Source organism: Chelatococcus caeni (assembly GCF_014196925.1).
GTDB lineage: Bacteria > Pseudomonadota > Alphaproteobacteria > Rhizobiales > Beijerinckiaceae > Chelatococcus_A > Chelatococcus_A caeni.
In genome coordinates this window covers 675,531-699,056 of the sequence record NZ_JACIEN010000001.1, presented here as the reverse complement: position 1 = coordinate 699,056, position 23,526 = coordinate 675,531, and the positions used below count along the sequence as shown (strand labels likewise).

Annotated in this window: 20 protein-coding genes; 6 read left to right on the top strand and 14 right to left on the bottom strand. The window is 69.6% G+C overall.

The genetic code is table 11. From position 1 onward, the window contains the following. Positions 1-32: 32 nt before the first annotated feature. Positions 33-725 (bottom strand): aquaporin, encoded by a 693-nt coding sequence (locus GGR16_RS03415; RefSeq protein WP_026015372.1) that lies wholly within the window; start codon positions 723-725, stop codon positions 33-35. 262 nt (positions 726-987) lie between these two features. Further along, positions 988-1,206 (bottom strand): hypothetical protein, encoded by a 219-nt coding sequence (locus GGR16_RS03410; protein WP_019403558.1) that lies wholly within the window; start codon positions 1,204-1,206, stop codon positions 988-990. Between the two features lie 167 nt (positions 1,207-1,373). Between GGR16_RS03410 and GGR16_RS03405 the strand changes: the two genes are divergently transcribed. Continuing rightward, the gene (locus tag GGR16_RS03405) at positions 1,374-3,245 is read left to right on the top strand and encodes an ABC-F family ATP-binding cassette domain-containing protein (protein ID WP_183315715.1); all 1,872 of its coding nucleotides are present in this window, start codon (positions 1,374-1,376) and stop codon (positions 3,243-3,245) included. A gap of 436 nt (positions 3,246-3,681) precedes the next feature. Here the strand turns inward: GGR16_RS03405 and GGR16_RS03400 are convergent, their stop codons facing one another. The 4 genes from GGR16_RS03400 to GGR16_RS03385 all read right to left on the bottom strand — a co-directional run bounded on the left by GGR16_RS03400 (position 3,682) and on the right by GGR16_RS03385 (position 7,728). Beyond that, a complete protein-coding gene (locus GGR16_RS03400; RefSeq protein ID WP_019401494.1) occupies positions 3,682-4,050 on the bottom strand; it encodes a hypothetical protein in 369 nt (122 codons plus the stop codon). A gap of 19 nt (positions 4,051-4,069) precedes the next feature. Further along, positions 4,070-5,638 (bottom strand): S10 family peptidase, encoded by a 1,569-nt coding sequence (locus tag GGR16_RS03395; RefSeq protein ID WP_245258869.1) that lies wholly within the window; start codon positions 5,636-5,638, stop codon positions 4,070-4,072. A 123-nt stretch (positions 5,639-5,761) separates the two neighbouring features. After that, complete coding sequence (locus GGR16_RS03390) at positions 5,762-6,214, bottom strand: DNA polymerase III subunit chi (RefSeq protein ID WP_019401496.1); 453 nt, start codon at positions 6,212-6,214, stop codon at positions 5,762-5,764. A gap of 11 nt (positions 6,215-6,225) precedes the next feature. Next, entirely contained in the window at positions 6,226-7,728 is a 1,503-nt protein-coding gene (locus GGR16_RS03385; RefSeq protein WP_183315714.1) for a leucyl aminopeptidase, read from the bottom strand. 218 nt (positions 7,729-7,946) lie between these two features. On the opposite strand from GGR16_RS03385, the gene lptF reads away from it, so the two are divergent. Genes lptF through rsmA form a run of 5 tightly spaced genes read left to right on the top strand, consistent with a single transcriptional unit; the run spans position 7,947 to position 14,627 of the window. Further along, positions 7,947-9,107 carry an LPS export ABC transporter permease LptF gene (gene lptF, locus GGR16_RS03380; RefSeq protein ID WP_019401498.1) on the top strand — a complete coding sequence of 387 codons (1,161 nt, stop codon included), beginning with the start codon at positions 7,947-7,949 and terminating at the stop codon, positions 9,105-9,107. Between the two features lies 1 nt (position 9,108). Further along, positions 9,109-10,200 (top strand): LPS export ABC transporter permease LptG, encoded by a 1,092-nt coding sequence (gene lptG, locus GGR16_RS03375; RefSeq protein WP_019401499.1) that lies wholly within the window; start codon positions 9,109-9,111, stop codon positions 10,198-10,200. 38 nt (positions 10,201-10,238) lie between these two features. Next, positions 10,239-12,761, top strand: a complete 2,523-nt coding sequence (locus GGR16_RS03370) for an LPS-assembly protein LptD (RefSeq protein WP_183316321.1) — start codon at positions 10,239-10,241, stop codon at positions 12,759-12,761. A 1-nt stretch (position 12,762) separates the two neighbouring features. Continuing rightward, complete coding sequence (pdxA, locus tag GGR16_RS03365; RefSeq protein WP_183315713.1) at positions 12,763-13,773, top strand: 4-hydroxythreonine-4-phosphate dehydrogenase PdxA; 1,011 nt, start codon at positions 12,763-12,765, stop codon at positions 13,771-13,773. Continuing rightward, positions 13,770-14,627 (top strand): 16S rRNA (adenine(1518)-N(6)/adenine(1519)-N(6))-dimethyltransferase RsmA, encoded by an 858-nt coding sequence (rsmA, locus tag GGR16_RS03360; RefSeq protein ID WP_183315712.1) that lies wholly within the window; start codon positions 13,770-13,772, stop codon positions 14,625-14,627. Before pdxA ends, rsmA begins: the two co-directional genes overlap by 4 nt. Before the next feature lie 112 nt (positions 14,628-14,739). On the opposite strand, the gene gmk is transcribed toward rsmA, so the two are convergent. The 8 genes from gmk to GGR16_RS03320 all read right to left on the bottom strand — a co-directional run bounded on the left by gmk (position 14,740) and on the right by GGR16_RS03320 (position 23,469). Then, a complete protein-coding gene (gene gmk, locus GGR16_RS03355; RefSeq protein WP_019401503.1) occupies positions 14,740-15,411 on the bottom strand; it encodes a guanylate kinase in 672 nt (223 codons plus the stop codon). Beyond that, positions 15,408-16,295: a YicC/YloC family endoribonuclease gene (locus tag GGR16_RS03350; protein ID WP_183315711.1), complete on the bottom strand. Its 888-nt coding sequence runs from the start codon at positions 16,293-16,295 to the stop codon at positions 15,408-15,410. Before GGR16_RS03350 ends, gmk begins: the two co-directional genes overlap by 4 nt. Positions 16,296-16,405: 110 nt before the next feature. Next, positions 16,406-17,755, bottom strand: a complete 1,350-nt coding sequence (mltG, locus tag GGR16_RS03345; RefSeq protein WP_183315710.1) for an endolytic transglycosylase MltG — start codon at positions 17,753-17,755, stop codon at positions 16,406-16,408. Positions 17,756-17,843: 88 nt separating this feature from the next. Next, positions 17,844-19,103: a beta-ketoacyl-ACP synthase II gene (gene fabF / locus GGR16_RS03340; RefSeq protein ID WP_019401506.1), complete on the bottom strand. Its 1,260-nt coding sequence runs from the start codon at positions 19,101-19,103 to the stop codon at positions 17,844-17,846. Between the two features lie 75 nt (positions 19,104-19,178). After that, a complete protein-coding gene (locus GGR16_RS03335) occupies positions 19,179-19,418 on the bottom strand; it encodes an acyl carrier protein (protein ID WP_019401507.1) in 240 nt (79 codons plus the stop codon). A gap of 262 nt (positions 19,419-19,680) precedes the next feature. Then, positions 19,681-20,418, bottom strand: coding sequence for a 3-oxoacyl-[acyl-carrier-protein] reductase (gene fabG, locus GGR16_RS03330; protein WP_019401508.1), 738 nt, complete (start codon positions 20,416-20,418; stop codon positions 19,681-19,683). Positions 20,419-20,432: 14 nt separating this feature from the next. Further along, a complete protein-coding gene (fabD, locus tag GGR16_RS03325; protein WP_026015015.1) occupies positions 20,433-21,380 on the bottom strand; it encodes an ACP S-malonyltransferase in 948 nt (315 codons plus the stop codon). 52 nt (positions 21,381-21,432) lie between these two features. Further along, positions 21,433-23,469, bottom strand: a complete 2,037-nt coding sequence (locus GGR16_RS03320; RefSeq protein WP_183315709.1) for a methyl-accepting chemotaxis protein — start codon at positions 23,467-23,469, stop codon at positions 21,433-21,435. Between the last annotated feature and the right edge of the window lie 57 nt (positions 23,470-23,526).

Here is a 23,526-nt window from a genome sequence, read left to right as displayed (position 1 = left end):
GGTCAAGACCGCGGCCGGGGACAGCGTCGTCCTCAGGCCTCGAGCGCCCGCGAGCGGAAGGTGAGCCCGGCGCACAGCCCGCCGAGGATGGGCGCGACGATGAACAGCCACAGCTGCGCCAGCGCCTGCCCGCCGACGAAGACGGCCGGGCCGAGCGAACGGGCCGGATTGACCGACACGCCGGTGACGTTGATGAAGACGATGTGGATGACGACCAGCGTCAGGCCGATGGCGAGCCCGGCCGCGGGCGTCGCGCCGGCCCTCGAGGTCGCGCCGAGGATGACCGCGGTGAAGAGGAAGGTGGCGACGAACTCCGCCACGGCGGCGGACACGGTGCCGTATGCGCCGAGATAGCCCTCCCCCCAGCCGTTCTGCCCGAGGCCGCCGGTCGCAACGTCATAGCCGCCGGCCCGGCCGCTGGCGATGAACAGGAGGATCGCCGCCCCGACGATGCCGCCGAGACACTGGGCGATGATGTAGCCGGGAACGTCGGAGGTCGGCATGCGCCCGGCCGACCAGACGGCGATCGTCACGGCCGGATTGATGTGACAGCCCGACACCGGGCCGATGCCATAAGCCATGGCCGTGACGGCAAGGCCGAAGGCAAACGCGACAGGCAGCATGCCGAGCGGAAATGTAGCCCCATAGCCGCCGAGAACGACAGATCCGCAACCGAACAGAACAAGACAAGCGGTACCAAGCAATTCAGCCAAATATTTCTTCATGTCTGCCCCCTGGGCCTATTCGCCCTATAGACAGCCGGCCCATCGGGAATCAGGCCGGCGAGCAGACGCAATGGATCACCAATCGCCAGTCAAATAAAGCACAATATCTGCAAATAGATTCGGATTGAGAACAATTGCAAAGACTGCCGATCGAAAGACTAGGCAGGGGTATGGCAGATCTTCCATTCAGCCATTGCAACGGGCGAAGCGCGCTCGCCGTCACCCGGATCGGACATCCGCCGGATCGCTCACCGCGTGATGGTCAGGACAGGCGGGCCCGCACCTGCCCCTGCGCCACGTGACGGCCGGGGTCCTCGCCTGTCGGCGCCGGACCCTCGTGCTGGGGGGCGGCGGCGGGCGCGGGCGGCAGCCGCCGCGCCCAGGCGCTCTCGACCACCACGACGATGCCGGCGGCGAGCGCGAGAACGGCGAGCACAAGGGCGCCGAGGGAATGCTGGGTATCGGAACGGCGACGCAACATGGGCGCGAATCACAAGCTGTTCACAGGTGTTCAACAGGCCCTGCGTGACTTATCCACAGGGCGCCTTTGCGGCGGCATTGTGGCGGCGACGTGACGGGTGGCGGCGACGTTCGCGGCATAGTCCCGCCGGGGCTTGCCCGCCGGGGCGCGGCGCGCGACAAGACGCCATGCTGCACGTCAACGATCTCACCTACCGGCTCGGCGCCCGCGTCATCCTCGACGGCGCCACCGCGGCCTTGCCGCCGGACGCCCGCATCGGCCTCGTCGGCCGCAACGGCGCCGGCAAGACCACGCTGTTCCGCATCCTGCTCGGCGAGATCGCACCGGAGAGCGGCTCCATCTCCATTCCGCGCAACCTGCGCATCGGCGCCGTCGCCCAGGAGGCGCCGGGCGGGCCGGAGCGGCTCATCGACGTCGTGCTCGCCGCGGACAAGGAGCGCACGGCCCTCCTCGCCGAGGCCGAGACGACGGGCGATCCCATGCGGCGGGCCGAGATCGAGACGCGGCTCGTCGACATCGACGCCCATTCGGCGCCGGCCCGCGCGGCCGCCATCCTGCACGGCCTCGGCTTCGATGCCGAGGCGCAGCAGCGGCCGTGCTCGGACTTCTCCGGCGGCTGGCGCATGCGCGTCGCGCTCGCCGCCATCCTCTTCTCGGAGCCGGACCTGCTCCTGCTCGACGAGCCGACGAACTACCTCGACATCGAGGGCACGCTCTGGCTCTACGACTATCTCGGCCGCTATCCGCACACGGTGCTCGTCATCAGCCACGACCGCGAGCTGCTCGACACGGCCGTCGACCACATCCTGCACCTCGACCAGGGCAGGCTGACGCTCTACCGCGGCGGCTACACCTCCTTCGACCGCCAGCGGCGCGAGAAGATGGCCCTGCAGGCGAAGGCGCGCGTGAAGCAGGAGGCCGAGCGCAAGCACCTCATGGCCTTCGTCGACCGCTTCCGCGCCAAGGCGTCGAAGGCGCGGCAGGCGCAGTCGCGCCTGAAGCGGCTGGAGAAGATGGAGCCGATCGCCCCCGTCGCCGAGGAAGAGGCCCTGCCCTTCGACCTGCCCGGCCCCGCGCGGCCGCTGTCCCCGCCCCTCGTTGCCATGGAAGGCGTCGGCGTCGGCTATGACGGGCGCCTCGTGCTCGACCGGCTCAACCTCACCATCCTGCCGGACGACCGCATCGCGCTGCTCGGCCCCAACGGCAACGGCAAGTCGACCTTCGCCAAGCTTCTGTCCGGCCGCCTGAAGCCGGTGAAGGGCGAAGTGCGCCATTCGCCGAAGCTCACGACCGCCTATTTCGCGCAGCACCAGCTCGACGAGCTCGTGCCGCAGGAAACGCCCGTCCATCATGTGGCCAAGCTGATGCCGGATGCGCCCGAGGCGCGCCAGCGCTCGCGCGCCGCACGCATGGGCTTTCCCGGCGCCAAGGCGGATACGCCCGTCGCCAATCTCTCGGGCGGCGAGAAGGCGCGGCTGCTGATGGGCCTTGCCGCCTTCGCGGGGCCGCATCTGCTCATCCTCGACGAGCCGACCAACCACCTCGACATCGACAGCCGGCAGATGCTGATGGAGGCCATCAACGACTACGACGGGGCGGTGCTGCTCATCAGCCACGACCGCTTCCTGGTCGAGGCCTGCGCCGACCGGCTGTGGCTCGTCGCGAACGGCACGGTGAAGGCCTACGACGGCGACCTCGACGACTATCGCCGCATGGTGCTCTCCGGCCCGGACAACGGCGGGCGCGGCGAAGGCACCGGCGGCGAGAAGGCCGAGCGGCGGCGCGAGGCGGCGCAGAAGCGCATCGCGCTCGGGCCGCTCCGCAAGCGCGTCGAGGCGCTGGAGATGCGGATGGAGAAGCTCTCGACAGCCATCGCCAAGGTGGATGCAGCGCTCGCCGAGCCGGATACCTTCAAGAAGAGCCCGGAGAAGGCGGCCGAGCTGTCGCGCATGCGCGCCGAGGCGGCCGACGCCCTGGCTAGGGCGGAGGAGGAATGGCTCGCCACCTCGGCCGAGATCGAGGCCGCGACCGCCGCGTGATCCGTTGAGAGACGATCATCGAGGGAATGGGGGTGGGGTCCCTGAAAAGGGAATTTCTGCCCCACCCATTCCGGTCTTATAGCACCGGAGGCCCTTCCCGAGGGAGGGAAGGGTCTGAAATGGACCGCCCTCAACGGGCGTCCACATGGCTAGGTTAACGCCGTGTGAGCTGGATTCAAAGAGTTTTCCACAGGGCGGCCAGCCGTGCACAAGGGGTGCGCTGGCGGAGGGCAGCGACTCCCTGCTTCTGATCCGGTCTGCCCCACCATTGACTGGACGCCGCCGCCGGCACCGAGCCCGCCATGCGCCGTCATGGCGGGCTTGTCCCGGCCATCCACGCCTTTCAGCCTTGCGCAACGGCGAGGCGTGGATGCCCGCGACGAGCGCGGGCATGACGGCGAGGACGTTTGCCGGCCTAACTTTCCACGATCCGAGCCTATTCGACGATCCGGGTCAGGCGGTTGTCGGTGAAGAGGTAGAGCTTCTTGCCCGTCGGCTCCTGATAGAGCACCTGCACCTCGCGCTGGCCCTTGCCGCTCTCGCCGATGAGCACGTCGGTGGGCTGGCCCTTGAGGCCGACGAGCGCGCATTCGGTCATGCCGAGCGCGATGCCGGCCGGCCCGCCGGTGGCCGGGTTGAGGCTCGCGTCCGCCGTGCAGCGGCCGTCGGCGCCGAGCACCGGCTCGCTGGTGCCGGCATGCACGGTCACCGACCGGTCGTTGACGAATGCCGTGCCGCCGACGTTGGCGCTGCAGGCGCCGAGCAGAAGGGCCGTGGCGCAGGCGAGCGCGTTCTTCATCATCATCGTGCTGTTATCCCGTCTCTCACTTGATCTCTTCGTAGAGTGGACGCACGGCGTCCGTCAGGGCGCGGCGCGAGGCGTCGCGCGTATAGAACATATGGCCGCCCGGCAGGACCTCGAGCCCGACGCGCCCGCCGTCGCTGCCGAGCGCCGGCAGCTGGTCGAGCGCGAGCTTGGAGGCGAAATAGGGCGTCACCAGATCGGTGAAGCCGTGCACGACGAGCGCCCGCGCCCGCCCATCGAGCGCCAGCGCGTCGGCGAGGTCGCCGAGCGCCTGCGGCTGGCGGCGGCCGGAGCCCCAGTTCCAGCGGCCGCTGACCTGCCGGTTGAGCAGGTGATAGCGGCCGTCGACCCTGTAGCCCAGTTCACGCGCGAGATAGTCGACGCTCGCGCTGGTGAGGGGCGCGACCGAGCCGTCGAGCACGGGATCGTCGAAATCCGACCGGGCGGCGAAGGGGTCCGGATCGAGCCCAGTGACATTGCCGTCGTAATAGCTGCCGACCCGCTCGCGATCCCTGTGCAGCTCGCGCACGAAGCTGCGCATGTCGACCCGGCCGGCGAGCCGGCGCACGAAGGCCTCCTCGAGGCCGGTGAAGCGGGTCACTTCAGCGACGAAACGCTCCGTCGCCTCCCGATCGCGCGGGCCGCGCAGGAAATCGGCGAGGAACGGCCCTCCGGCATAGCGCTCGGCCTCGGCGAGCTCGTCGCGGCTGGTGATGGTGCGGCCTCCCCTCTCCAGCGCCGTCGCGGCGAAGGAGGGCAACCGCGACGCCTTGGCGAGCGGCGACACCGCCCCGTCCTCGATGAGGTGGAAGTCGAGCACCGGCGAGATCATGACCAGCGTGCCGACGCCTACGCCGAAGCGCGTCTGCAGCGCGCGGGCGAGCTTCGGCACGCGAAAGCCGCCGTAGCTCTCGCCGACGAGCCCCTTGGGCGAGGCGAGGCGGTCATAGCGGTTGAGGAACTGCCATACGAAACTGCCGAGCGCCGAGATGTCGCCATCCACGGACCAGTAGCGGCGGCGCACCTCGCCGTCGCTCGTCAGGAAGCGGCTGAAGCCGGTGCCGACCGGATCGACGAAGACGAGATCGGTGAAGGGCAGCCAGCTCTCCGCATTGTCGCTCAGCACGGGCGGGCTCGACGGCACCTCGCCCTCGTTGCCGAAGGACAGGCGCCGCGGACCGAGCGCACCGATGTGCAGATAGGCCGAGGCCGCGCCCGGCCCGCCGTTGAACGCAAAAGTGATCGGCCGCCGCTGCGGATCGGCGCCCTTCCTGAAATAGGCGACGAAGGCGATGTCGGCCTCCTCGCGGCCGTTGGCGCCCTCGAGCACGATGCTGCCGGCGATGGCCTGGTATTCGATCGTCTCGCCGCCGATCGCGATCTGGTGCTCGGTGGTGACGGCCGGCGGCAGGCGCGGGGTCCCGGAGCGCTCGCGGCGGGCGTCGCTCCGTGGCTGGCCACCGTGGTCATCCGCCTGCGCCGCGGCGGCGGGGCTACCCTCGCCTTCCTCCTGCGCGGCCAGCGGCGCGGCAAGGCCGAGGGGAAGAAGCAGCGCAAGCAGAAGCAGGAGAGAGGCGCGTTTCAGCATGGGTCCGTCCGGCTGGCGCATTTGGAAGGGATGTTCCGCGTGCGATGGGTGGCTGCACCGACAGGGGGCCGGCAACGGCCGAGCGGCAGTGGTGCGTCGGACCCGTGGCAGGAAAAAGGCCGTTCAAGCCTTCTTGATCCAGCGGCCCGCCTCGTCCTGCTGCCAGTAGGTGGCGGCGAGGCCCATCTCGCGCGCCCGCTTCCACTCCTGGCGCGCGGCGGCGAGCGCCTCCTCGTCGTTGCCGTCGAACATCAGCACGATGCGCTCGTAGCCGTCGACGGCCTCCGGCAGGCGCGCGGCGGCGGCGAGGAAGCGCACCTGCGCGCCATTGGGGTTGTGCGCCCCGGTGGTGAGGAGAACGGGCTGGCTCGCCGCATCCCCCTCCTTCTCGGTGCCGTGGGGCAGGAAGCTCTCCTCCGAGAAGGTCCACAGGTGATCGTCGAGCGCGCCGAGACGCTCCTCGTCGGGCACCTCGACGACGACGCGCCAGCCGCGATCGAGGCTCCTCGTGACGAGCACCGGCAGCACCGCCTCGAGCGGCTGGCGCTGCAGATGATAGAAGAGCACCTCGGCCATGGCGTTCCCGGTCAGCTCTCGTAATGGTCCTTGACCAGCCGGTCGAGCAGCCGCACGCCCCAGCCCGAGCCCCAGCTCTGGTTGATGTCGTTCGCCGGCGAGGACATGCCGGTGCCGGCGATGTCGAGATGCGCCCACGGCGTGTTGTTGACGAAGCGCTGCAGGAACTGGGCCGCGGTGATGGAGCCGCCGTTGCGCCCGCCGGTGTTCTTCATGTCGGCGAACTTGGAATCGATGAGCTTGTCGTATTCGGGCGCGAGCGGCAGGCGCCACACCTTCTCGCCCGTGGCGCTGCCGGCGGCGGCGAGCCGCTCGGCGAGCTCGTCGTTGTTGGTGAAGAGGCCGGCATGCTCGGTGCCGAGCGCCACCAGGATGGCGCCGGTCAGCGTCGCGAGGTCGACCATGAAGGCGGGGCCGTACTTGTCCTGCACGTGCCAGAGCACGTCGGCGAGCACGAGGCGGCCCTCGGCGTCTGTGTTGATGATCTCGATGGTCTGGCCCGACATCGAGGTGACGATGTCGCCCGGACGCTGCGCCTTGCCGTCCGGCATGTTCTCGACGAGGCCGATCGCGCCGATGGCGTTGACCTTCGCCTTGCGTGCGGCGAGCGCGTGCATGAGGCCGACGACGCAGGCGGCGCCCGCCATGTCGCCCTTCATGTCCTCCATGCTCTGCGACGGCTTGATGGAAATGCCGCCCGTGTCGAAGGTGACGCCTTTGCCGACGAAGGCGACGGGCTTCACGTCGTCCTTGGCGCCGTTCCAGCGCATGACGACGACGCGGCTCTCGTTGTGCGAGCCCTGGCCGACACCGAGCAGCGCCCGCATGCCGAGCTTCTTCATGGCCTTCTCGTCGAGCACCTCGATGTCGACGCCGAGCCTGGCGAGCTCCGCCGCACGGTCGGCGAAGGCGGCGGGGAAGAGCACGTTCGGCGGCTCGTTGACGAGATCGCGGGCGAGGAAGACGCCGTCGGCCACCGCCGCGCGCGCCTTCCAGGCGCGCTTGGCCGCCGCCGGATCGGCGACGTGGAGCGTGACCCGCGCCGGCGCGCCGCCGTTGTCGTCGTCCTTCTTCTTCGTCTTGTAGCGGTCGAAGCGGTAGGAACGCAGGAGAAGGCCGAGCGCGAAATCAGCCGCGGCCTCGGCCGAAACAGGCGCTTCGCCCGGCGCCTCGAAGAGGACGCGCGCATGGCCGCCGGCCGAGAGCTTCGCGCAGACGGCCCCACCCAGGGCAGCCCAGTCGAGCTTGGCCCGCTCCTCGCCCTCGCCGAGCCCGGCGACGATCAGCCGGTCGGCGGAAAGGCCGTGCGGAGCAGTCAGCACGAGCAGGCTCTTGGCCTTGCCCTTGAAGCGCTCGAGATCGGCAGCGCGCGCGATCGCCTCGTCGAGACCCGCCCCGACGACACCGGCAGCGGCGAGCGCGCTCTTGCGGTCGGCGCCCACGAAGACGACCACGTCGCCCCCGTCCGTCAGCTTGTCGTAAGGCTTGAACTCGAGCTTCACGTTCTGCGCCATGTCGTCGTCCCCGTTGCCGTTCTGCGCGCGGCCCGGCAGTTGCTGCCGCGAATCCGGCCCGTCGTCCGTGGCACATATAACATGCGCGGTTGCCTTGGGCAGGCCGGCGCGGGAATGACAAGAAAGCGAGGCGGCACGTCTTGCCTCTTGCCGAAGTGGCTGCGGGAGATTAGCTCCAAGCCCACGAAGGACGGACAGGGCGCGACCGGGCGAGATTGATGGGCCAGATCGAGCGATACATCATGCGCAATGCGGCCGTCGCCTTCGTGGCCTGCCTCGTGGCGCTCACGCTCGTCATCTGGGTCACGCAGATCCTCCGGGAGCTCGACCTCGTCACCGGCAAGGGGCAGACCTTCGCCATCTTCCTCACGGTGACGATGCTGTCGCTGCCGGCGCTCATCACCATCATCGCGCCCGTCGCCCTGTTCATCGCCACGCTCTATGCGCTCAACAAGCTCAACGGCGATTCGGAGCTCATCGTCATGAGCGCGGCCGGCATGGCGCCGGCGCGGCTGCTGCGGCCCTTCGCGGCCATCATGCTCGTGGTGAGCATCGTCGTCGCGGCCATGACGATCCACCTCATGCCGGCGAGCTTTGCCGCCCTGCGCGATCTCATCACGCAGATCCGCGCGGATTTCGTCGCCACGATCGTCAAGGAAGGCCAGTTCACCACGCTCGAATCGGGCCTGACGTTCCATTTCCGCCAGCGATCCGGCGATGCGCTGCTCGGCATCTTCATGCAGGACCGGCGCGATCCGGAGCGGACGACGATCTACCTCGCCGAACGCGGCCAGACGGTGGACGTCGAGGGCCAGAGCTACCTCATCCTCGAGAAGGGATCGGTGCAGCGGCAGGAGCCGAACAGCCGCGATTCCGCCATCGTCACCTTCGAGCGCTACGCCATCGACCTGTCGAGCTTCGGCCAGGACGGCGGCGACATCGTCTACAAGCCGCGCGAGCGCTCCACCATGGAGCTTCTCTTCCCCGACAGCGAGGAGACCTACTACAAGATGCAGGAGGGGCGCTTCCGCGCCGAGCTGCACGAGCGCTTCGCCGCCCCGCTCTATGCCATCGCCTTCACGCTGATCGCCTTTGCCGCGCTCGGCGAGCCGCGCACGACGCGCCAGGGCCGCGGCTCGGCCATGGCCGCCGCGCTCGTCGCCGTCGTGCTGGTGCGCATCGCCGGCTTTGCGGCCTCGAGCGCCCTGGTGCGGACCCCGGCCGCGGTCGCCGGCGTCTACGGCGCGCCGATCCTCGGCAGCCTCGGCGCGCTCTTCCTCATCTTCGGCGGGCACGGCGTCAAGCGCCGCATGTCGCGCCTCGCCGACGCCGCAGCCGCGCGCCTCACTGCCTTCCTGCCGCGGGTGCGGAGAGCCTGACATGCAGCTCATCGGCCCGACGCTGACCCGCTATTTCTCCGCCCGCTTCCTCGTCATGATCGCGGGGGTCTTCGGCACGGTCTTCGCCCTCATCTACACGCTCGATTTCGTCGAGCTGATGCGCCGCGCCGGCGACGCCCAGGGCGCCTCGAGCGGCCTGATGGCGACGCTGTCGCTGCTGCGCACGCCGGCGGTGGCCGAGCAGGTGCTACCCTTCGCCATGCTCTTCGGGGCCATGGCGGCCCTCCTCAACCTCAGCCGCCGGCTGGAGCTCGTCGTGGCGCGCGCCGCCGGCATCTCCGTCTGGCAGTTCCTGCAGCCGGGCCTCCTGGTGGCGCTCGGCATCGGCCTTGCCTCGGTCATGCTCTACAACCCGCTGTCGGCCCTGATGAAGCAGCAGGCGAGCGCGATCGAGGGGCGCATCTTCGCGAGCGCCACCCGTTCCTCCGCTGGGCAGGAGCTGTGGCTGCGCCAGAGCAGCGTCGACGGTCAGGCCATCATCCGCGCCGATGTCGCGGTGGAGAACTCGACCACGCTCGCGCGCGTCACCGTCTTCCTGTTCGCGCCCGACGGCGCCTTCCGCGAGCGCATCGAGGCGAGCCAGGCCGAGTTGAAAGAAGGTTACTGGGACCTTAAGGACGCGCGCATCCTCTCCGTCGATGCGGAGCCGCGCAGCCACGACAGCTATCACCTCGCCACGACGCTGGACCCTGCCCAGGTCAGGCAGAGCTTCACCTCGCCCGACGCCGTGCCGTTCTGGAGCCTATCCGGCGTCATCGAGCGCACGGAGCGGGCGGGGCTCGACGCCACCCGCTACCGCCTGCAGCGCGACATGCTGCTGGCGCGGCCTTTGCTGTTCGTCGCCATGGTGCTGGTGGCCGCATCTTTTTCCTTAAGGTTTTTCCGATTTGGTGGTGTAGCGCGGATGGTTCTCGGTGGCGTCGTCGCAGGCTTCGTGCTTTATGTTGCGACCGAAGTCATGAAGGACCTCGGCGCGTCGGGCCTCGTCAGTCCGCCGGTCGCGGCGTGGTTTCCGGCAGTCGTTGGCAGCTTGCTCGGGGTGCTCGCCCTCCTCTACCAGGAGGATGGCTGATGCGCCGTGGGCCAGGCAGGAACCGGCAGGGTATGGGTATGCGCTCGAGTTACGGCACGGTCGCAGGGCTAGCGATCGCGGCGGCGCTATGCGTCGGCGCGTCGGGGCCGGCGATCGCGCAGGGCACGCTCAACGACCGCCTTACCGCGACCGCCCAGCAGAGCAGCAACCAGGATGAGCGCCTCGTCGTCGAGGCGCGGGAGATCGTCTACAACAACGACAAGAACACGGTTTCGGCCGTCGGCGACGTGCACCTCTACTACCAGGGGCGCGTGCTCGAGGCCGACAGGGTCACCTATGACCGCAACACTCGCCGCGTCCATGCCGAGGGCAATGCCCGGCTGACCGAGACCGACGGCACCGTCGCCACGGGCGAGCGATTCGAGCTGACGGACGACTTCCGGGACGGCTTCATCGATTCGCTGCGCGTCGAGACGACCGACAAGACGCGCTTCTCCGCCCCGCGCGCCGAGCGCACCAGCGGCGAATCCACCGTCTTCGAGAAGGGCACCTACACCGCCTGCGAGGCCTGCAAGAAGGACCCCACGCGCCCGCCGCTGTGGCAGGTCAAGGCCGCCAAGATCATCCACAACAACAGCGAGCAGATGATCTATTACGAGGACGCCACCATCGAGTTCTGGGGCGTTCCTCTCCTCTACATGCCGTATTTCTCGACGCCCGACCCGACGGTGAAGCGCAAGACGGGCTTCCTCGCCCCGCGCTTCGTGACCTCCACGTCCCTCGGCTACGGCGCCTCGCTGCCGTTCTTCTGGAATCTGGCGCCGAACTACGACCTCACCATCACGCCGACCATCCTCAGCCGCCAGGGCCTGCTCGGCCAGGTGGAGTGGCGGCACCGGCTGATGAACGGCTCCTACAACATCCGCGCGGCCGGCATCTTCCAGCAGGACAAGGACGCCTTCCTGCAGCCGCCGTTCGGCGCCGGCGACAAGACGTTCCGCGGCTCGGTGGAGTCGACGGGCCGCTTCGACATCAACCAGCAGTGGAAATGGGGCTGGGACGTCGCCGTCCTCTCGGACAAGTGGTTCCTGCAGAACTACAAGATCAAGAGCGAGAGCCTCACCTCGACCTATTTCAAGGAATCGACCTCGACCGTCTACCTGACAGGTCGCAGCGACACCGGCTTCTTCGACCTGCGCGGCTACTACTTCCGCGCGCTGACCTACGAGGACTGGCAGAAGCAGCAGCCGGTCGTGCACCCGGTCTTCGACTACAACAAGCGCCTGCCCGGCCCCAGCTTCCTCGGCGGCGAGGTCGCGATCGACGCCAACGTCACCAGCCTGACGCGCGACGCGGCCCAGTACGCGAGCGTGCCCAACGCACTGTCGACGCCGTTGTTCACCTACACGAACGGGCAGTCGATCTACTACACCTGCTCGACGTTCACCCCGGCGGACTGCCTCGTGCGCGGCGTCGGCGGCACGACGACGCGCGCCTCCGTCGGCCTGTCCTGGCGGCGCAGCTTCATCGATCCGCTCGGCCAGGTGTGGACGCCCTTCGCCGGTGTTCGCGTCGATGCCTATGCGCTCGACATCAACACCACCCGCTACCAGAACGGCGAGATCTCGAACTTCCTCAACCCGAACGAGAACTTCCTCGCACGGGCCATGCCGGCCGTCGGCATCGAATATCGCTACCCGCTGATCGCCGCCACCAACGGCCTCGGCACGCACACCATCGAGCCGATCGGCCAGATCGTGGTGCGACCGAACGAGACGCGGATCGGGCAATTGCCGAACGAGGACGCGCAGAGCCTCGTCTTCGACGACACCAACCTGTTCGAGTGGAACAAGTTCTCGGGCTACGACCGCGTCGAGGGCGGCGTCAGGGCCAATGTCGGGATCAAGTATGCCCTGACCATGGACAACGGCGGCTATGCCGACGTGCTCTTCGGCCAGTCCTACCAGCTCGCCGGCACGAACTCCTATGCCGCGGGCGACATCGCCCATGTCGGCCTCAACTCGGGCCTCGACACCTCGCGCTCCGATTATGTCGGCCGCGTTCATCTTGCGCCGAGCTCGAAGCTGTCCTTCACCGGCCGCGGACGCTTCGACGAGGAGAATTTCGGCCTGCGTCGCCTCGAGCTGCAGGCCAATGCGGTGCTCGGGCCGGTCACGACCAGCGTGATGTATGCCCGCTACGCCGCCCAGCCGGAGCTCGGCTATCCGACGCGCCGCGAGGGCCTGCTGACGAGCGCCAACCTGAAGCTGTCCGAAAACTGGTCGCTGAACGGCTCGATCCTGCTCGATCTCGACCGCTACCTCCAGGACCGCCAGCGCTACATCGAGAACCCGAGCCAGCCCTATGCCAAGTCCAATCCCTGGACCGTGGCCGGCGTCTCGCTCGGCGCCGTCTACCAGGACGAGTGCACGCTGTTCGGCATCACCTATTCGTCAAGCTACAAGGACGCCGCCACCGGCACGAAGAACCGCGACCAGACGGTCATGTTCCGGCTGGAGCTCCGGACGATCGGCGAGGTCAGCTACCAGTACCAGATCGACAGCGGCTCCTCGGTCACGGACGGGGTGAGCAGCAACTGACATGGCTGGCGACAAGGTCCTCGCGCTGACGCAGGGTGATCCCGCAGGCATCGGCCCCGAGATCACTCTCAGCGCTTGGCTGCGGCGCCGCGAAGAGGGCCTGCCGCCCTTCGCGTTCATCGGCTCACCCGCCTTCATGAAGGGCCTCGCCGGACGCCTGTCGCTCGACGTCGCGATTGAGGAGGCGACGCCGGACACCGCCGCCGCGCTGTTCGATACGGCCCTGCCCGTCATCGACATCGGGCACGCCGTCGATGCCGTTCCGGGCACCCCCTCGCCGCGCTGGGCGGCCGGCACCATCGCCGCCATCGACCTTGCGGTGCGCCTGACCCAGGAGGGCCGCTGCGCGGCCGTCGTCACCAATCCGATCGCCAAGCACGTCCTCTACGAGGCGGGCTTTGCCCATCCGGGCCACACGGAATATCTCGCCGCGCTCGCCGCCGGCCCCGGCGAGCCCGCGCCACATCCGGTCATGATGCTGTGGAGCGAGGAGCTCGCGGTCGTGCCGGTCACCGTCCACATCCCCCTTGCCGCCGTTCCGGCGGCGCTGACGCGCGAGCTGATCGTGGAGACCGGGCGCATCGTGGCGCGCGACCTCAAGGAGCGCTTCGGCATCGCCCGGCCGCGGCTCGCGGTCGCCGGCCTCAATCCGCACGCCGGCGAAAAGGGCGCGCTCGGATCGGAAGACGAGACCGTCATCGTCCCGGCGGTCGCGGCCCTGCGCGCGGAGGGCGTCGAGGCCGGCGGCCCCTACCCCGCCGACACCATGTTCCATGCCCGGGCGCGGCGCGGCTATGACGCGGCGCTGTGCATGTATCACGACCAGGCGCTCATCCCGATCAAGGCGCTCGCCTTCGACGAGGCGGTCAACGTGACGCTCGGCCTGCCCTTCATCCGCACGTCGCCGGACCACGGCACGGCTTTCGACATCGCCGGCAAGGGCGTGGCGCGGGCGGACAGCCTGTGCGCGGCGATCAGGCTCGCGGGCCGGCTGGCGGCGGCCGGGGCATGAGCGCCATCGACGACCTGCCGCCGCTGCGCGAGGTGGTGCAGCGGCACGGGCTGATGCCGAAGAAGTCGCTCGGCCAGAACTTCCTGTTCGACCTCAACCTGACCATGCGCATCGCGCGCGCCTCCGGCCCGCTCGACGGCGTCAACGTGGTCGAGGTCGGACCGGGCCCCGGCGGGCTGACGCGCGCGCTTCTTGCCGGCGGCGCGCGGCACGTGCTCGCCATCGAGCGCGACGAGCGCTGCCTGCCGGCGCTTGCCGAGATCGCCGAGCGCTATCCCGGCCGCCTCACGGTGATCAATGCCGATGCGCTTGAGCTCGACCCCACGGCCCATCTGCCGCCCGGGCCGGCGCGCATCGTGGCCAACCTGCCCTACAATGTCGGCACCGCCCTCCTCATCGGTTGGCTGACGGCCGAGCCGTGGCCGCCGTGGTGGGCATCGCTGACGCTGATGTTCCAGCGCGAGGTCGCCGAACGCATCGTGGCCGACGAGCGGCGCCCGAAGGACTATGGCCGCCTCGGCGTGCTGACGGGCTGGCGCGCGCAGGCCGCGATCGCCTTCGACGTCTCGCCCTCGGCCTTCGTGCCGCCGCCGAAGGTCGTCTCGTCGGTGGTGCGCATCCTGCCGCGGGCGGAGCCCGAGCCCTGCCGCCTCGGCGCGCTCGAGGCGGTCACCCAGGCCGCCTTCGGGCAGCGGCGCAAGATGCTGCGCCAGAGCCTCAAGGGCATCGCCGGAGGCGACGCGACGCGCCTCATCGCGGCTGCCGGCCTCACGCCCACGGCGCGCGCCGAAGAGATCCCCGTTGCCGGCTATCTCGCCCTGGCGCGGGCGCTCGATCGGGGCCCGGACCTTTGAGCCGTTGGTCCCCTCTCCGGGGCGTCGCCGCGCTCCTCGTCCACCACCGGTTCGAGCGACCGCTGATGTGCCTGTTGCGCCGATGGGCCGCGCCAACCGCCGGCGACGAGGATCAGCGCGGCGACCGGCCCTTCTCCTCGCTGAGCAGCTTGCCGACGAAGGCTTCGAGCCCGATGCGACGCTCGCGCTTCAGCCGCTCGGCCGTGAGGATCGCGACGAGCTCGTTGAAGGCCCGGCCGAGGTCGTCATTGACGAGGACATAGTCGTAGAGCGGCCAGCGGGCGATCTCGTCGCGGGCGTTCTGCAAACGCTTCGCGATGACGTCCTCGGCATCCTCGGCGCGGCGGTCCAGCCGCGCCTTCAGCTCCGCCATCGACGGCGGCAGGATGAAGCAGGTGACCACGTCCGGGCGCATCTTCTCGACGATCTGCTGCGTGCCCTGCCAGTCGATGTCGAAGACCATGTCCTGGCCGGCGGCGAGCGCCTCCTCCACCGGCCGGCGCGGCGTGCCGTAGAAGTTGCCGTGCACCTCCGCCCACTCGATCAGGTCGCCCCGGTCGCGCATGAAGATGAACTGGTCCTTCTCGATGAAATGGTAGTGCACGCCGTCGATCTCGGACGGGCGGCGCTGGCGCGTGGTGACGGAGATGGACAGGCGCAGCCCGAGCTCCGCCTTCTCGATCATGTTGCGCGTGAGCGTGGTCTTGCCGGCGCCGGAGGGCGAGGACAGGATGAGGACGAGCCCGCGACGCTCGATCGCGGGACCGGGGGAAGGCTTGCTCATTCGACGTTCTGGACCTGCTCGCGGAACTGCTCCACCACCGTCTTGAGGTCAAGACCGATGGCCGTCAAGGAGGCATCGCCGGCCTTGGCGCACAGCGTGTTCGCCTCCCGCGACAACTCCTGGGCGAGGAAGTCGAGCCGCCGGCCGATGACGCCGCCTTCGGCGAGCAGCGCGCGCACGCTCTCCACGTGGCTCTTCAGGCGGTCGAGCTCCTCGCGGATGTCGGCCTTGGCCGCGATGAGCACCGCCTCCTGGTGGAGGCGCGTCTCGTCGAGGCGCCGGTCACTGTCGATGAGAGCGGCCACCTGCCCGGCGAGGCGGGCCTTGATCGCCTCCGGCTGGCGCGCCGGGCAGGCCTCGGCGGCGGCGGCGAGCTCCGCGATGCGGTCGATCTGGGCGGACAGGATGGCGGCGAGCGCCTCGCCCTCCGCGGTCCGCGTGCTGACGAGCGCCGCGAGCGCCCGCGTCAGCCCCGCCTCGACATCGGCCGCAAGGCGCGTCAGCAGCGCCTCGTCGTCGGCATCGTCGATGATCTCGACGACGCCGCGCACGGAGAGCAGCCCGTCGAGCGTCGCCGGCGCGATGCCCGGCGGCAGCGCGAGGCCTTTGACGGTGTCGATGAGTCCGTTCAGCATGGCCGTGTTGATGCGGGCGACCGGCGTCTGCTCGGCGCGGGCGAGCGAGAGATTGGCGTGACACGTGCCGCGGCCGAGCGCCTTGCCGATCAGCTGCCGCGCCGCCTCTCCCACCCCTTCGTGGCCGGGCGGCAGGCGCAGGCGCAGGTCGAGCCCGCGGCCGTTGACGGTCTTGATCTCCCAGGCCCAGCGATAGGGGCCCGTATCGCCCGCCTCGCGGGCGAAGCCGGTCATGCTGCGAAGGGTCATGTTGCCTCGTCGAATGAAAAATCGGGCCGGCTCTCGGGCGCGGCCCGCAAATGCCGGCACTTCGCCGAACCGCCTGCTGTCTTCGCAGCAGCCGTGCCGGCCGGCACGGCCTAATCCGTCAGAGTGCTGACGTCCGGCACCACCTTGGGCGAGGTGAGATCGAAGGTCTTGTTCCGCAGCGGATCCTTCGGCGTCCCTTCCGAGGCGTCGTAGATCTTCGGTCCGCGGGAGCCGGCGGCGCCCTGCCGCTGCGGCTCGCCCGCCGGCTTGGCGCCCTCGGCCCCCTCTTCATCGGGGTCGACCCGGTCCACCTCGGGAGCGGTGCCGGTCGGCGCACGCTCCGCCTCGATCCGGCGCCACTGCCGCACATTGCGGTTGTGCTGGTCGAGCGTCTCCGAGAAGGCATGGCCACCGCTGCCGTCGGCGACGAAATAGAGGTCGTTCGTATTGCTCGGCCGCGCCGCCGCCTGCAGCGCGTCGCGGCCCGGATTGGCGATGGGGCCCGGCGGCAGGCCGGGGATGACGTAGGTGTTGTAGGGCGTCGCCTGGTTGATCTCGCTGCGCCGGATGCCGCGGCCGAGCGTGCCCTTGCCGCCGACGAGGCCGTAGACGATCGTCGGGTCGGACTGCAGCTTCATGCCCTTGCGAAGTCGGTTGACGAACACGGCCGCGACCCGCGGCCGCTCGTCCGCCACGCCGGTCTCCTTCTCCACGATGGAGGCGAGCACGATCAGTTCCTCGGGGCTTTTCAGCGGCAGGTCCGGATCGCGGTTGGCCCAGACCTCCTGCACCATGCGCTTGTGGTCCGCCTTCATGCGGTCGACCAGCACCTGGCGCGGCGTGCCGCGCGCCACCTTGTAGGTCTCGGGCAGCAGCGTGCCCTCGGCCGGCACCTCGGCGATCTGGCCGGTGAGCAGGTCGTTCTCCATCAGCCGGGCGACGATCTGCTCGCTCGTCAGCCCCTCCGGCAGGGTGATGGGGTGCAGCAGCGTCCGGCCCGAGGCGATGATGTCCATCACCTCACGCAGGCTGGCTTCGCGCCTGAAGAGGTACTCGCCCGCCTTGAGCTCGTCGTTCTTGCCCGTGGCGTAAAGGCCGAGCACGAAGAGGAGCGGATAGTCGATGACGCCTTCGCGCCGCAGCGTCTCTGCGACGGTCTGCCCGCCGCCGCGCACGACCACCGCCTTGTCCTCGGCGAGGGGCCCCGGCGCATCGAACTGCCGCTGGCCGAGATAGACGGCCGCGCCGAAGGCCAGCACCGCGATCATGATGAAGGTGAAGAAGGCGCTGAGCGCAGACAACAGCCCGCCACGGCGGCGGCGGCGGGACACACGCGGCGGTGGGGGTGGTGCTACCATTGGCTTGATCGCCTCGCTCGGACTGCGTGGGGCGACGCGCGGCGCCGGGTCCACATTGCGCGCCGGATCCTGCGCCGACGATGCGTGCTCGTTGTCGCCCATCGGAATCAGGCTGGCCCTCCCGCGAAGAACTTGCCTTCGCCTCCAACACTAGGATCGATTATGGCGAAAGCACGCCGCCCGAGACAACTCAGGCGTCGACCCTGCGAAAAGCAAGTGATGCGTTCGTCCCTCCGAAGCCGAAGGAATTCGACAGCACCACGTTGATCTCGCGCTGCCGCGCCTTGTGCGGGACAAGGTCGATCGGCGTGTCCACCGACGGGTTGTCGAGATTCAGCGTCGGCGGCGCCACCTGGTCGCGGATCGCGAGAATGGAGAAGATCGCCTCGACCGCGCCGGCCGCGCCGAGCAGGTGCCCGATGGCCGACTTCGTGGACGACATGCTGATGTTGGCCGCGGCATTGCCGACGAGCCGCTCGACGGCGCGCAATTCGATCTCGTCGGCCATGGTCGAGGTGCCGTGGGCATTGACGTAGTCGAGGTCGGCGGCAACGATCCCCGCGCGCTTCAGCGCCGCCTGCATGCAGCGGAAGGCGCCGTCGCCGTCTTCCGACGGGGCGGTGATGTGATAGGCGTCGCCCGACATGCCGTAGCCGATGACCTCGGCATAGATGCGCGCGCCGCGCGCCCTGGCATGATCGTATTCCTCGAGCACGACGACACCGGCCCCCTCGCCCATGACGAAGCCGTCACGGTCCCGGTCATAGGGCCGCGAGCCCCTGGTCGGATCGTCGTTGAAGGCGGTGCACAGGGCCCGGCAGGCGGCGAAGCCCGCGAGCGACAGGCGGTTGATGGGCGATTCGCTGCCGCCGGCGACCATGACGTCGGCATCGCCGAGCGCGATCATGCGGGCCGCATCGCCAATGGCGTGGGCACCGGTCGAGCAGGCGGTGACGACCGCGTGGTTCGGGCCCTTGAGCCCGTGCTCGATCGACACGTAACCGGACGCGAGATTGATGAGACGCCCGGGAATGAAGAAGGGAGAGATGCGGCGGGGCCCGCGCTCCTCCAGCAGCAGGGAGGCATCGTGGATGCCGCCGATGCCGCCGATGCCGGAGCCGATCAGGACGCCGCTGACGATCTGGTCCTCGTAGGAGGACGGATGCCAGTCGGCGTCATCGAGCGCCTGCTTGGCCGCCGCCATCGCATAGACGATGAAGGGATCGACCTTGCGCTGCTCCTTCGGCTCCATCCAGGCGTCGGCATCGAACTCGCCCTCGCCGGCGCCGCGCGGAATGGAGCAGGCGATCTGGCAGGGAAGGTCCGACACCTCGAATGCCTCGACGCGCGAAGCACCGCTCTCGCCGGCCAGCAGCCGACGCCAGGTCACGTCCACGCCGCTGCCGAGCGGCGTAACCATCCCGAGGCCGGTGACGACGACACGTCTCATGCAATCACTCTGTCAGCAAGCCACAAGGCCGGCGCGGCGCAGATGGGGCGCCGCACGCCGGTCGACAAGGCCGGTTCAGGCCGCGACGTTCTTCTCGAGGAACTTGATGGCGTCGCCGACGGTGACGATCGTCTCGGCGGCATCGTCCGGGATCTCGACGCTGAACTCTTCCTCGAACGCCATGACGAGCTCGACCGTGTCGAGGCTGTCGGCACCGAGATCGTCGATGAAATTGGCGCTGTCCGTCACCTTCTCGGCGTCGACGCCAAGGTGCTCGACGACGATCTTCTTCACGCGCTCGGCGATATCACTCATCGGTTTGTCCTCAGTTCCACTTGTCGGAGGTCCGGGAGCATCAGTCTCACTCACGGACCCGGGAAAACACAACTTCCAGCTTGAGGCCGAGGCGGGGCGGGTTCTCTAAAAGCCCCCCTCCCGCACCCGGCCAGCCAGCACGAAACCCTTGGGTATCGGCGGGCACGGACAGGGTTAGAACGGCTTGTTAACATACTCGGATCGTGAAGGCGAGAGGCCTTGCCGGCCCGCCGAACCGATTCCAGAAGCCGCGATAAGTTGTTCAGAACATTGCCATTCCGCCGTTCACATGCAGGGTCTGCCCGGTCACGTAAGCGGCTTCGTCGGAGGCGAGATAGACGACCGCCGCGGCCACTTCCTCACCCGTGCCGAGCCGGCCGGCCGGCACGTTGCCGAGGATCGATTCCCGCTGCTTGTCGTTGAGCGCGTCGGTCATCGGCGTCTCGATGAAGCCGGGGGCGACGCAGTTGACGGTGATGCTGCGGCTCGCGACCTCGGCGGCGAGCGCCTTCGTCATGCCGACGAGGCCCGCCTTGGCGGCGGCGTAGTTGCCCTGGCCGGGATTGCCGGTGGCGCCGACGATGGAGCCGATGCCGACGATGCGGCCGAAGCGCCGGCGCATCATGCCCTTCACCGCCGCGCGCGACAGGCGGAAGGCGGAGGTCAGGTTGACGGCGATGACCGCGTCCCACTCCTCGTCCTTCATGCGCATGAAGAGGTTGTCGCGCGTGATGCCGGCGTTGTTGACGAGGATGTCGAGCCCGCCGAGGGCCTGCTCGGCCGCCGGCACCAGCGCCTCCACTTCGGCCGTGTCGGCGAGGTTGGCCGGCACCACGTGCACCCGCTCGCCGAGCTCGCCGGCGAGCTTTTCCAAAGCCTCGCGGCGCGTGCCGGAGAGCGCCACCTCGGCGCCGCGCGCGTGCAGCGCCCGCGCGATGGCGCCGCCGATCCCGCCCGTCGCGCCCGTGACGAGCGCCTTGCGACCCTTGAGTTCGAACATGCGACCCTCCGCTGTCAGAGCCCGCGCGACGCCTTGTAGGCGGCGACGTCCTCGGGCGTGCCCACGGCCTGGGCCGAGGCCCCGGCGGCGATGCGTTTGGCAAGGCCCGTCAGCACCTTGCCGGAGCCGAGCTCATAGAATGAATCAACGCCCTCGCCGGCCATGAAGGCGACGCACTCGCGCCAGCGTACCGTGCCGGTGACCTGGCGCACGAGCCCTTCGCGGATCACCTGCGGATCGGTCACGGCGCGCGCATGGACATTGGCGACGAGCGGCGCCTTCGGCGCCGCGATCACGACCGTCGACAGCGCCTCGGCCATCACGTCGGCCGCCGGCTGCATCAGCGAGCAGTGGAAGGGGGCGGACACGGGCAGGAGCATGGCGCGCTTGGCGCCGCGCTGCGGGGCGAGCGCCACCGCCCGCTCGACCGCGGCCTTGTGGCCGGACACGACCACCTGCCCGCCGCCGTTGTCGTTGGCGGCCTCGCAGACCTCGCCCTCGGCCGCCTCGGCCGCGACCTGGGCCGCGTCCTCGAATTCCATGCCGAGGATGGCGGCCATGGCGCCCTCGCCCGCCGGCACGGCCTTCTGCATGGCGTCGCCACGGATGCGCAGCAGCCGCGCCGTATCGGCGACGGAGAGGCTGCCCGCCGCGGCGAGCGCCGAATATTCGCCGAGCGAGTGGCCGGCGACGAAGGCGACATCGCGCGCGAGGTCGAGCCCGGCCTCGCTCTCCAGCACGCGCACGACGGCGAGACTGGCGGCCATGAGGGCGGGCTGGGCGTTCGCCGTCAGCGTCAGCGCGTCCTGCGGCCCCTCCCACATCACCTGCGAGAGCTTCTGGCCGAGGGCCTCGTCGACCTCGGCGAAGACGGCACGGGCGACCGGAAAGGCCTCGGCGAGAGCCTTGCCCATCCCGACGGCCTGGCTGCCCTGGCCCGGAAAGGTGAAAGCGACTGGCATGCGGCACTCCAATAAAACGTCGCGGGGCAGTGCCATTGGTTCTGCCGCGCTGTCAAGCCGCGCCGGCTTCTCCTTGTGGACCGGAGGGCACGCCATCCTCCCCTTCCGCCGCCTCGACGCCCTCGAGAAAGGCACGGACGCTCGCCTCCAGCGCATCGGCCTGCTGCGACAGCCGCGAGGACCATTCGCTGACGGCGGCGGCGGCGGCGCCGGCGCGCACCACCTCGTTCTCGACGCTGCGCATGGACAGGGCGCCGGCGCGCGCCTCGGCCGCGACGGCCTGGGTCTTGGCCGCCATGCGGGCGACGATGCCGTGCTGCTCGCGCGCCGCTTCCGCAACACCCGTCGCCACGCCCGACACTTCCGCCACCAGGCTGTCCATGGCGCCGACGGAACGTTCCGCCGCCGCGGACGCCTCCTGGATCTCCCTGATCTTGGCCGCGATCTCGCTGGCGAACTCGGCCGTCTGGCCGGCGAGCCCCTTCACCTCCTGCGCCACGACGGCAAAGCCGCGGCCGGCATCCCCGGCCCGGGCCGCCTCGATGGCGGCATTGAGCGAAAGGAGGTTCACCTGGTCGGCGATGGCGTGGATGATGTCCGTCACCTCCTCGATGCGGGCCGCACGCTCCGCCAGGCTGCGGATCGTCTCGACCGTATGGCCGATGGCCACCACCGCCTGTTCGGCGACGGCATCGGACTGGGCCGCGCGGTTGGCGATGCCTTCCGTCGAGGAGGTGAGATGGTCCACCCCGGCCGCGACCGAGGCCACGTTGTCCGACACGCCGGTGACGGCGACCTCGGCCTCCTCGGCCTTCTGCGACACGCCCACCGACATGTTCGTCAGGTCCGAAGCCATGTCGTCGAGCAGGCGCACCCCATCGCGCACGCTGGTGAGCGTGCGGGAGATGTCCGCCTCGAAGCGCGTGACGAGCGCCTCCAGCCGTTCCGCGCGCCGCTGCGTGACCGTGGCGCTCCTGTTCGCATCGGCGATGAGCGCGTCGCGCTGGCGCGCGTGGTCGCGGAACATGGCGACGGCCTGCGCCATCTCGCCGATCTCGTCGTGCCGGCCTTCGCCCATCACGGCCACGTCCCGCTCGCCGGCGCGCAGCCGCCGCATGGCGACGATCATGCTCTGCAGGGGCCGCGACAGGCCGCGCGCCATGAAATAAGCGACGATGCCGGAGAGGATGACGGTGATGATCAGGGCCAGGACCTGCATGTGCCGGAGGACCGAGCTCGTGGCGCCCATGGCCTCGAGCGTCGCCGCCTCGTGCTGGGCGGCAAGGCCGACCACGCGCCGGGCCACCGCAATGCCGTCGCGCAGGTGTTCCGTGAACGCCGCCTCCGCCGAGCGCCGCGCGGCGGTGTCGGCGATGTGGCGATCGAAGGCCGCGCGATAGACGCCGAGATAGGGCCTGACCTGCTCGGCGAGCCAGCGCTGATCCGCCGGCACGGCCGCAAGCTCCTGCTCGAGCGTCTGCAGGGCCTGCCGCTGCTGCCCCAGCGCCTGCTGGGTGCCGGTGATCATGTAGTCCTTCTCGTAGCGCCGCACCATCAGCAGCGCGTTCATGGCCCGCAGGCGCCACAAGGTGGCGTCCTGCGGCGCACGGGCGACGAGCCGCCGCTCCATCTCGCCGGCGGCTTCGCGGAAGGTGCCGCGCAGCCCCTCGTCGAGCGTGAAGCCGATGCGGTCCTGCGCCGCGACGAGATCGGCGAACCGCTCGCGCATGCGGGCGAGCGCCCCCTCGAGGGCGCCGATCTCACCCCGCAGCACCACCCCCGCGTCGAGAGCCGACAGGCGTGCGACAAGAATGCCGGCCTGCGCGATATGGCCCTCCACCTGGACGAGGCTCACGTCCCCCTGGGCCAGCAGAAGCTGGTCGACCGAGAGATCGATCTCCCGCAGCTCGGCCTGCATGACGAGCGCCGTCTGCTCGAGCTGGGAGGCGCGCGAGGCGTCCTGCTGGGCATCCTCGATGGCGGCGAGGCCGGCGAGCGAAATGGCGGTGACGACGAGCATGCCGAGGAAAGGCACCCCCGCCAGCAGCATGAGCCGCAGGCGCAGCGATACGCCTGATCGTCGCCGCATGAGCTCCCTCACCTTATGTCCGGTCGGCCGTCTCCGGCTTTGACGAGTGTTCACGCG

Coding starts and splice junctions, on each gene's coding strand:
- GGR16_RS03415 (WP_026015372.1), bottom strand. CDS start 725: ATGAAGAAATATTTGGCTGAATTGCTTGGTACCGCTTGTCTTGTTCTG.
- GGR16_RS03410 (WP_019403558.1), bottom strand. CDS start 1,206: ATGTTGCGTCGCCGTTCCGATACCCAGCATTCCCTCGGCGCCCTTGTG.
- GGR16_RS03405 (WP_183315715.1), top strand. CDS start 1,374: ATGCTGCACGTCAACGATCTCACCTACCGGCTCGGCGCCCGCGTCATC.
- GGR16_RS03400 (WP_019401494.1), bottom strand. CDS start 4,050: ATGATGATGAAGAACGCGCTCGCCTGCGCCACGGCCCTTCTGCTCGGC.
- GGR16_RS03395 (WP_245258869.1), bottom strand. CDS start 5,638: ATGCTGAAACGCGCCTCTCTCCTGCTTCTGCTTGCGCTGCTTCTTCCC.
- GGR16_RS03390 (WP_019401496.1), bottom strand. CDS start 6,214: ATGGCCGAGGTGCTCTTCTATCATCTGCAGCGCCAGCCGCTCGAGGCG.
- GGR16_RS03385 (WP_183315714.1), bottom strand. CDS start 7,728: ATGGCGCAGAACGTGAAGCTCGAGTTCAAGCCTTACGACAAGCTGACG.
- lptF (WP_019401498.1), top strand. CDS start 7,947: ATGGGCCAGATCGAGCGATACATCATGCGCAATGCGGCCGTCGCCTTC.
- lptG (WP_019401499.1), top strand. CDS start 9,109: ATGCAGCTCATCGGCCCGACGCTGACCCGCTATTTCTCCGCCCGCTTC.
- GGR16_RS03370 (WP_183316321.1), top strand. CDS start 10,239: ATGCGCTCGAGTTACGGCACGGTCGCAGGGCTAGCGATCGCGGCGGCG.
- pdxA (WP_183315713.1), top strand. CDS start 12,763: ATGGCTGGCGACAAGGTCCTCGCGCTGACGCAGGGTGATCCCGCAGGC.
- rsmA (WP_183315712.1), top strand. CDS start 13,770: ATGAGCGCCATCGACGACCTGCCGCCGCTGCGCGAGGTGGTGCAGCGG.
- gmk (WP_019401503.1), bottom strand. CDS start 15,411: ATGAGCAAGCCTTCCCCCGGTCCCGCGATCGAGCGTCGCGGGCTCGTC.
- GGR16_RS03350 (WP_183315711.1), bottom strand. CDS start 16,295: ATGACCCTTCGCAGCATGACCGGCTTCGCCCGCGAGGCGGGCGATACG.
- mltG (WP_183315710.1), bottom strand. CDS start 17,755: ATGGGCGACAACGAGCACGCATCGTCGGCGCAGGATCCGGCGCGCAAT.
- fabF (WP_019401506.1), bottom strand. CDS start 19,103: ATGAGACGTGTCGTCGTCACCGGCCTCGGGATGGTTACGCCGCTCGGC.
- GGR16_RS03335 (WP_019401507.1), bottom strand. CDS start 19,418: ATGAGTGATATCGCCGAGCGCGTGAAGAAGATCGTCGTCGAGCACCTT.
- fabG (WP_019401508.1), bottom strand. CDS start 20,418: ATGTTCGAACTCAAGGGTCGCAAGGCGCTCGTCACGGGCGCGACGGGC.
- fabD (WP_026015015.1), bottom strand. CDS start 21,380: ATGCCAGTCGCTTTCACCTTTCCGGGCCAGGGCAGCCAGGCCGTCGGG.
- GGR16_RS03320 (WP_183315709.1), bottom strand. CDS start 23,469: ATGCGGCGACGATCAGGCGTATCGCTGCGCCTGCGGCTCATGCTGCTG.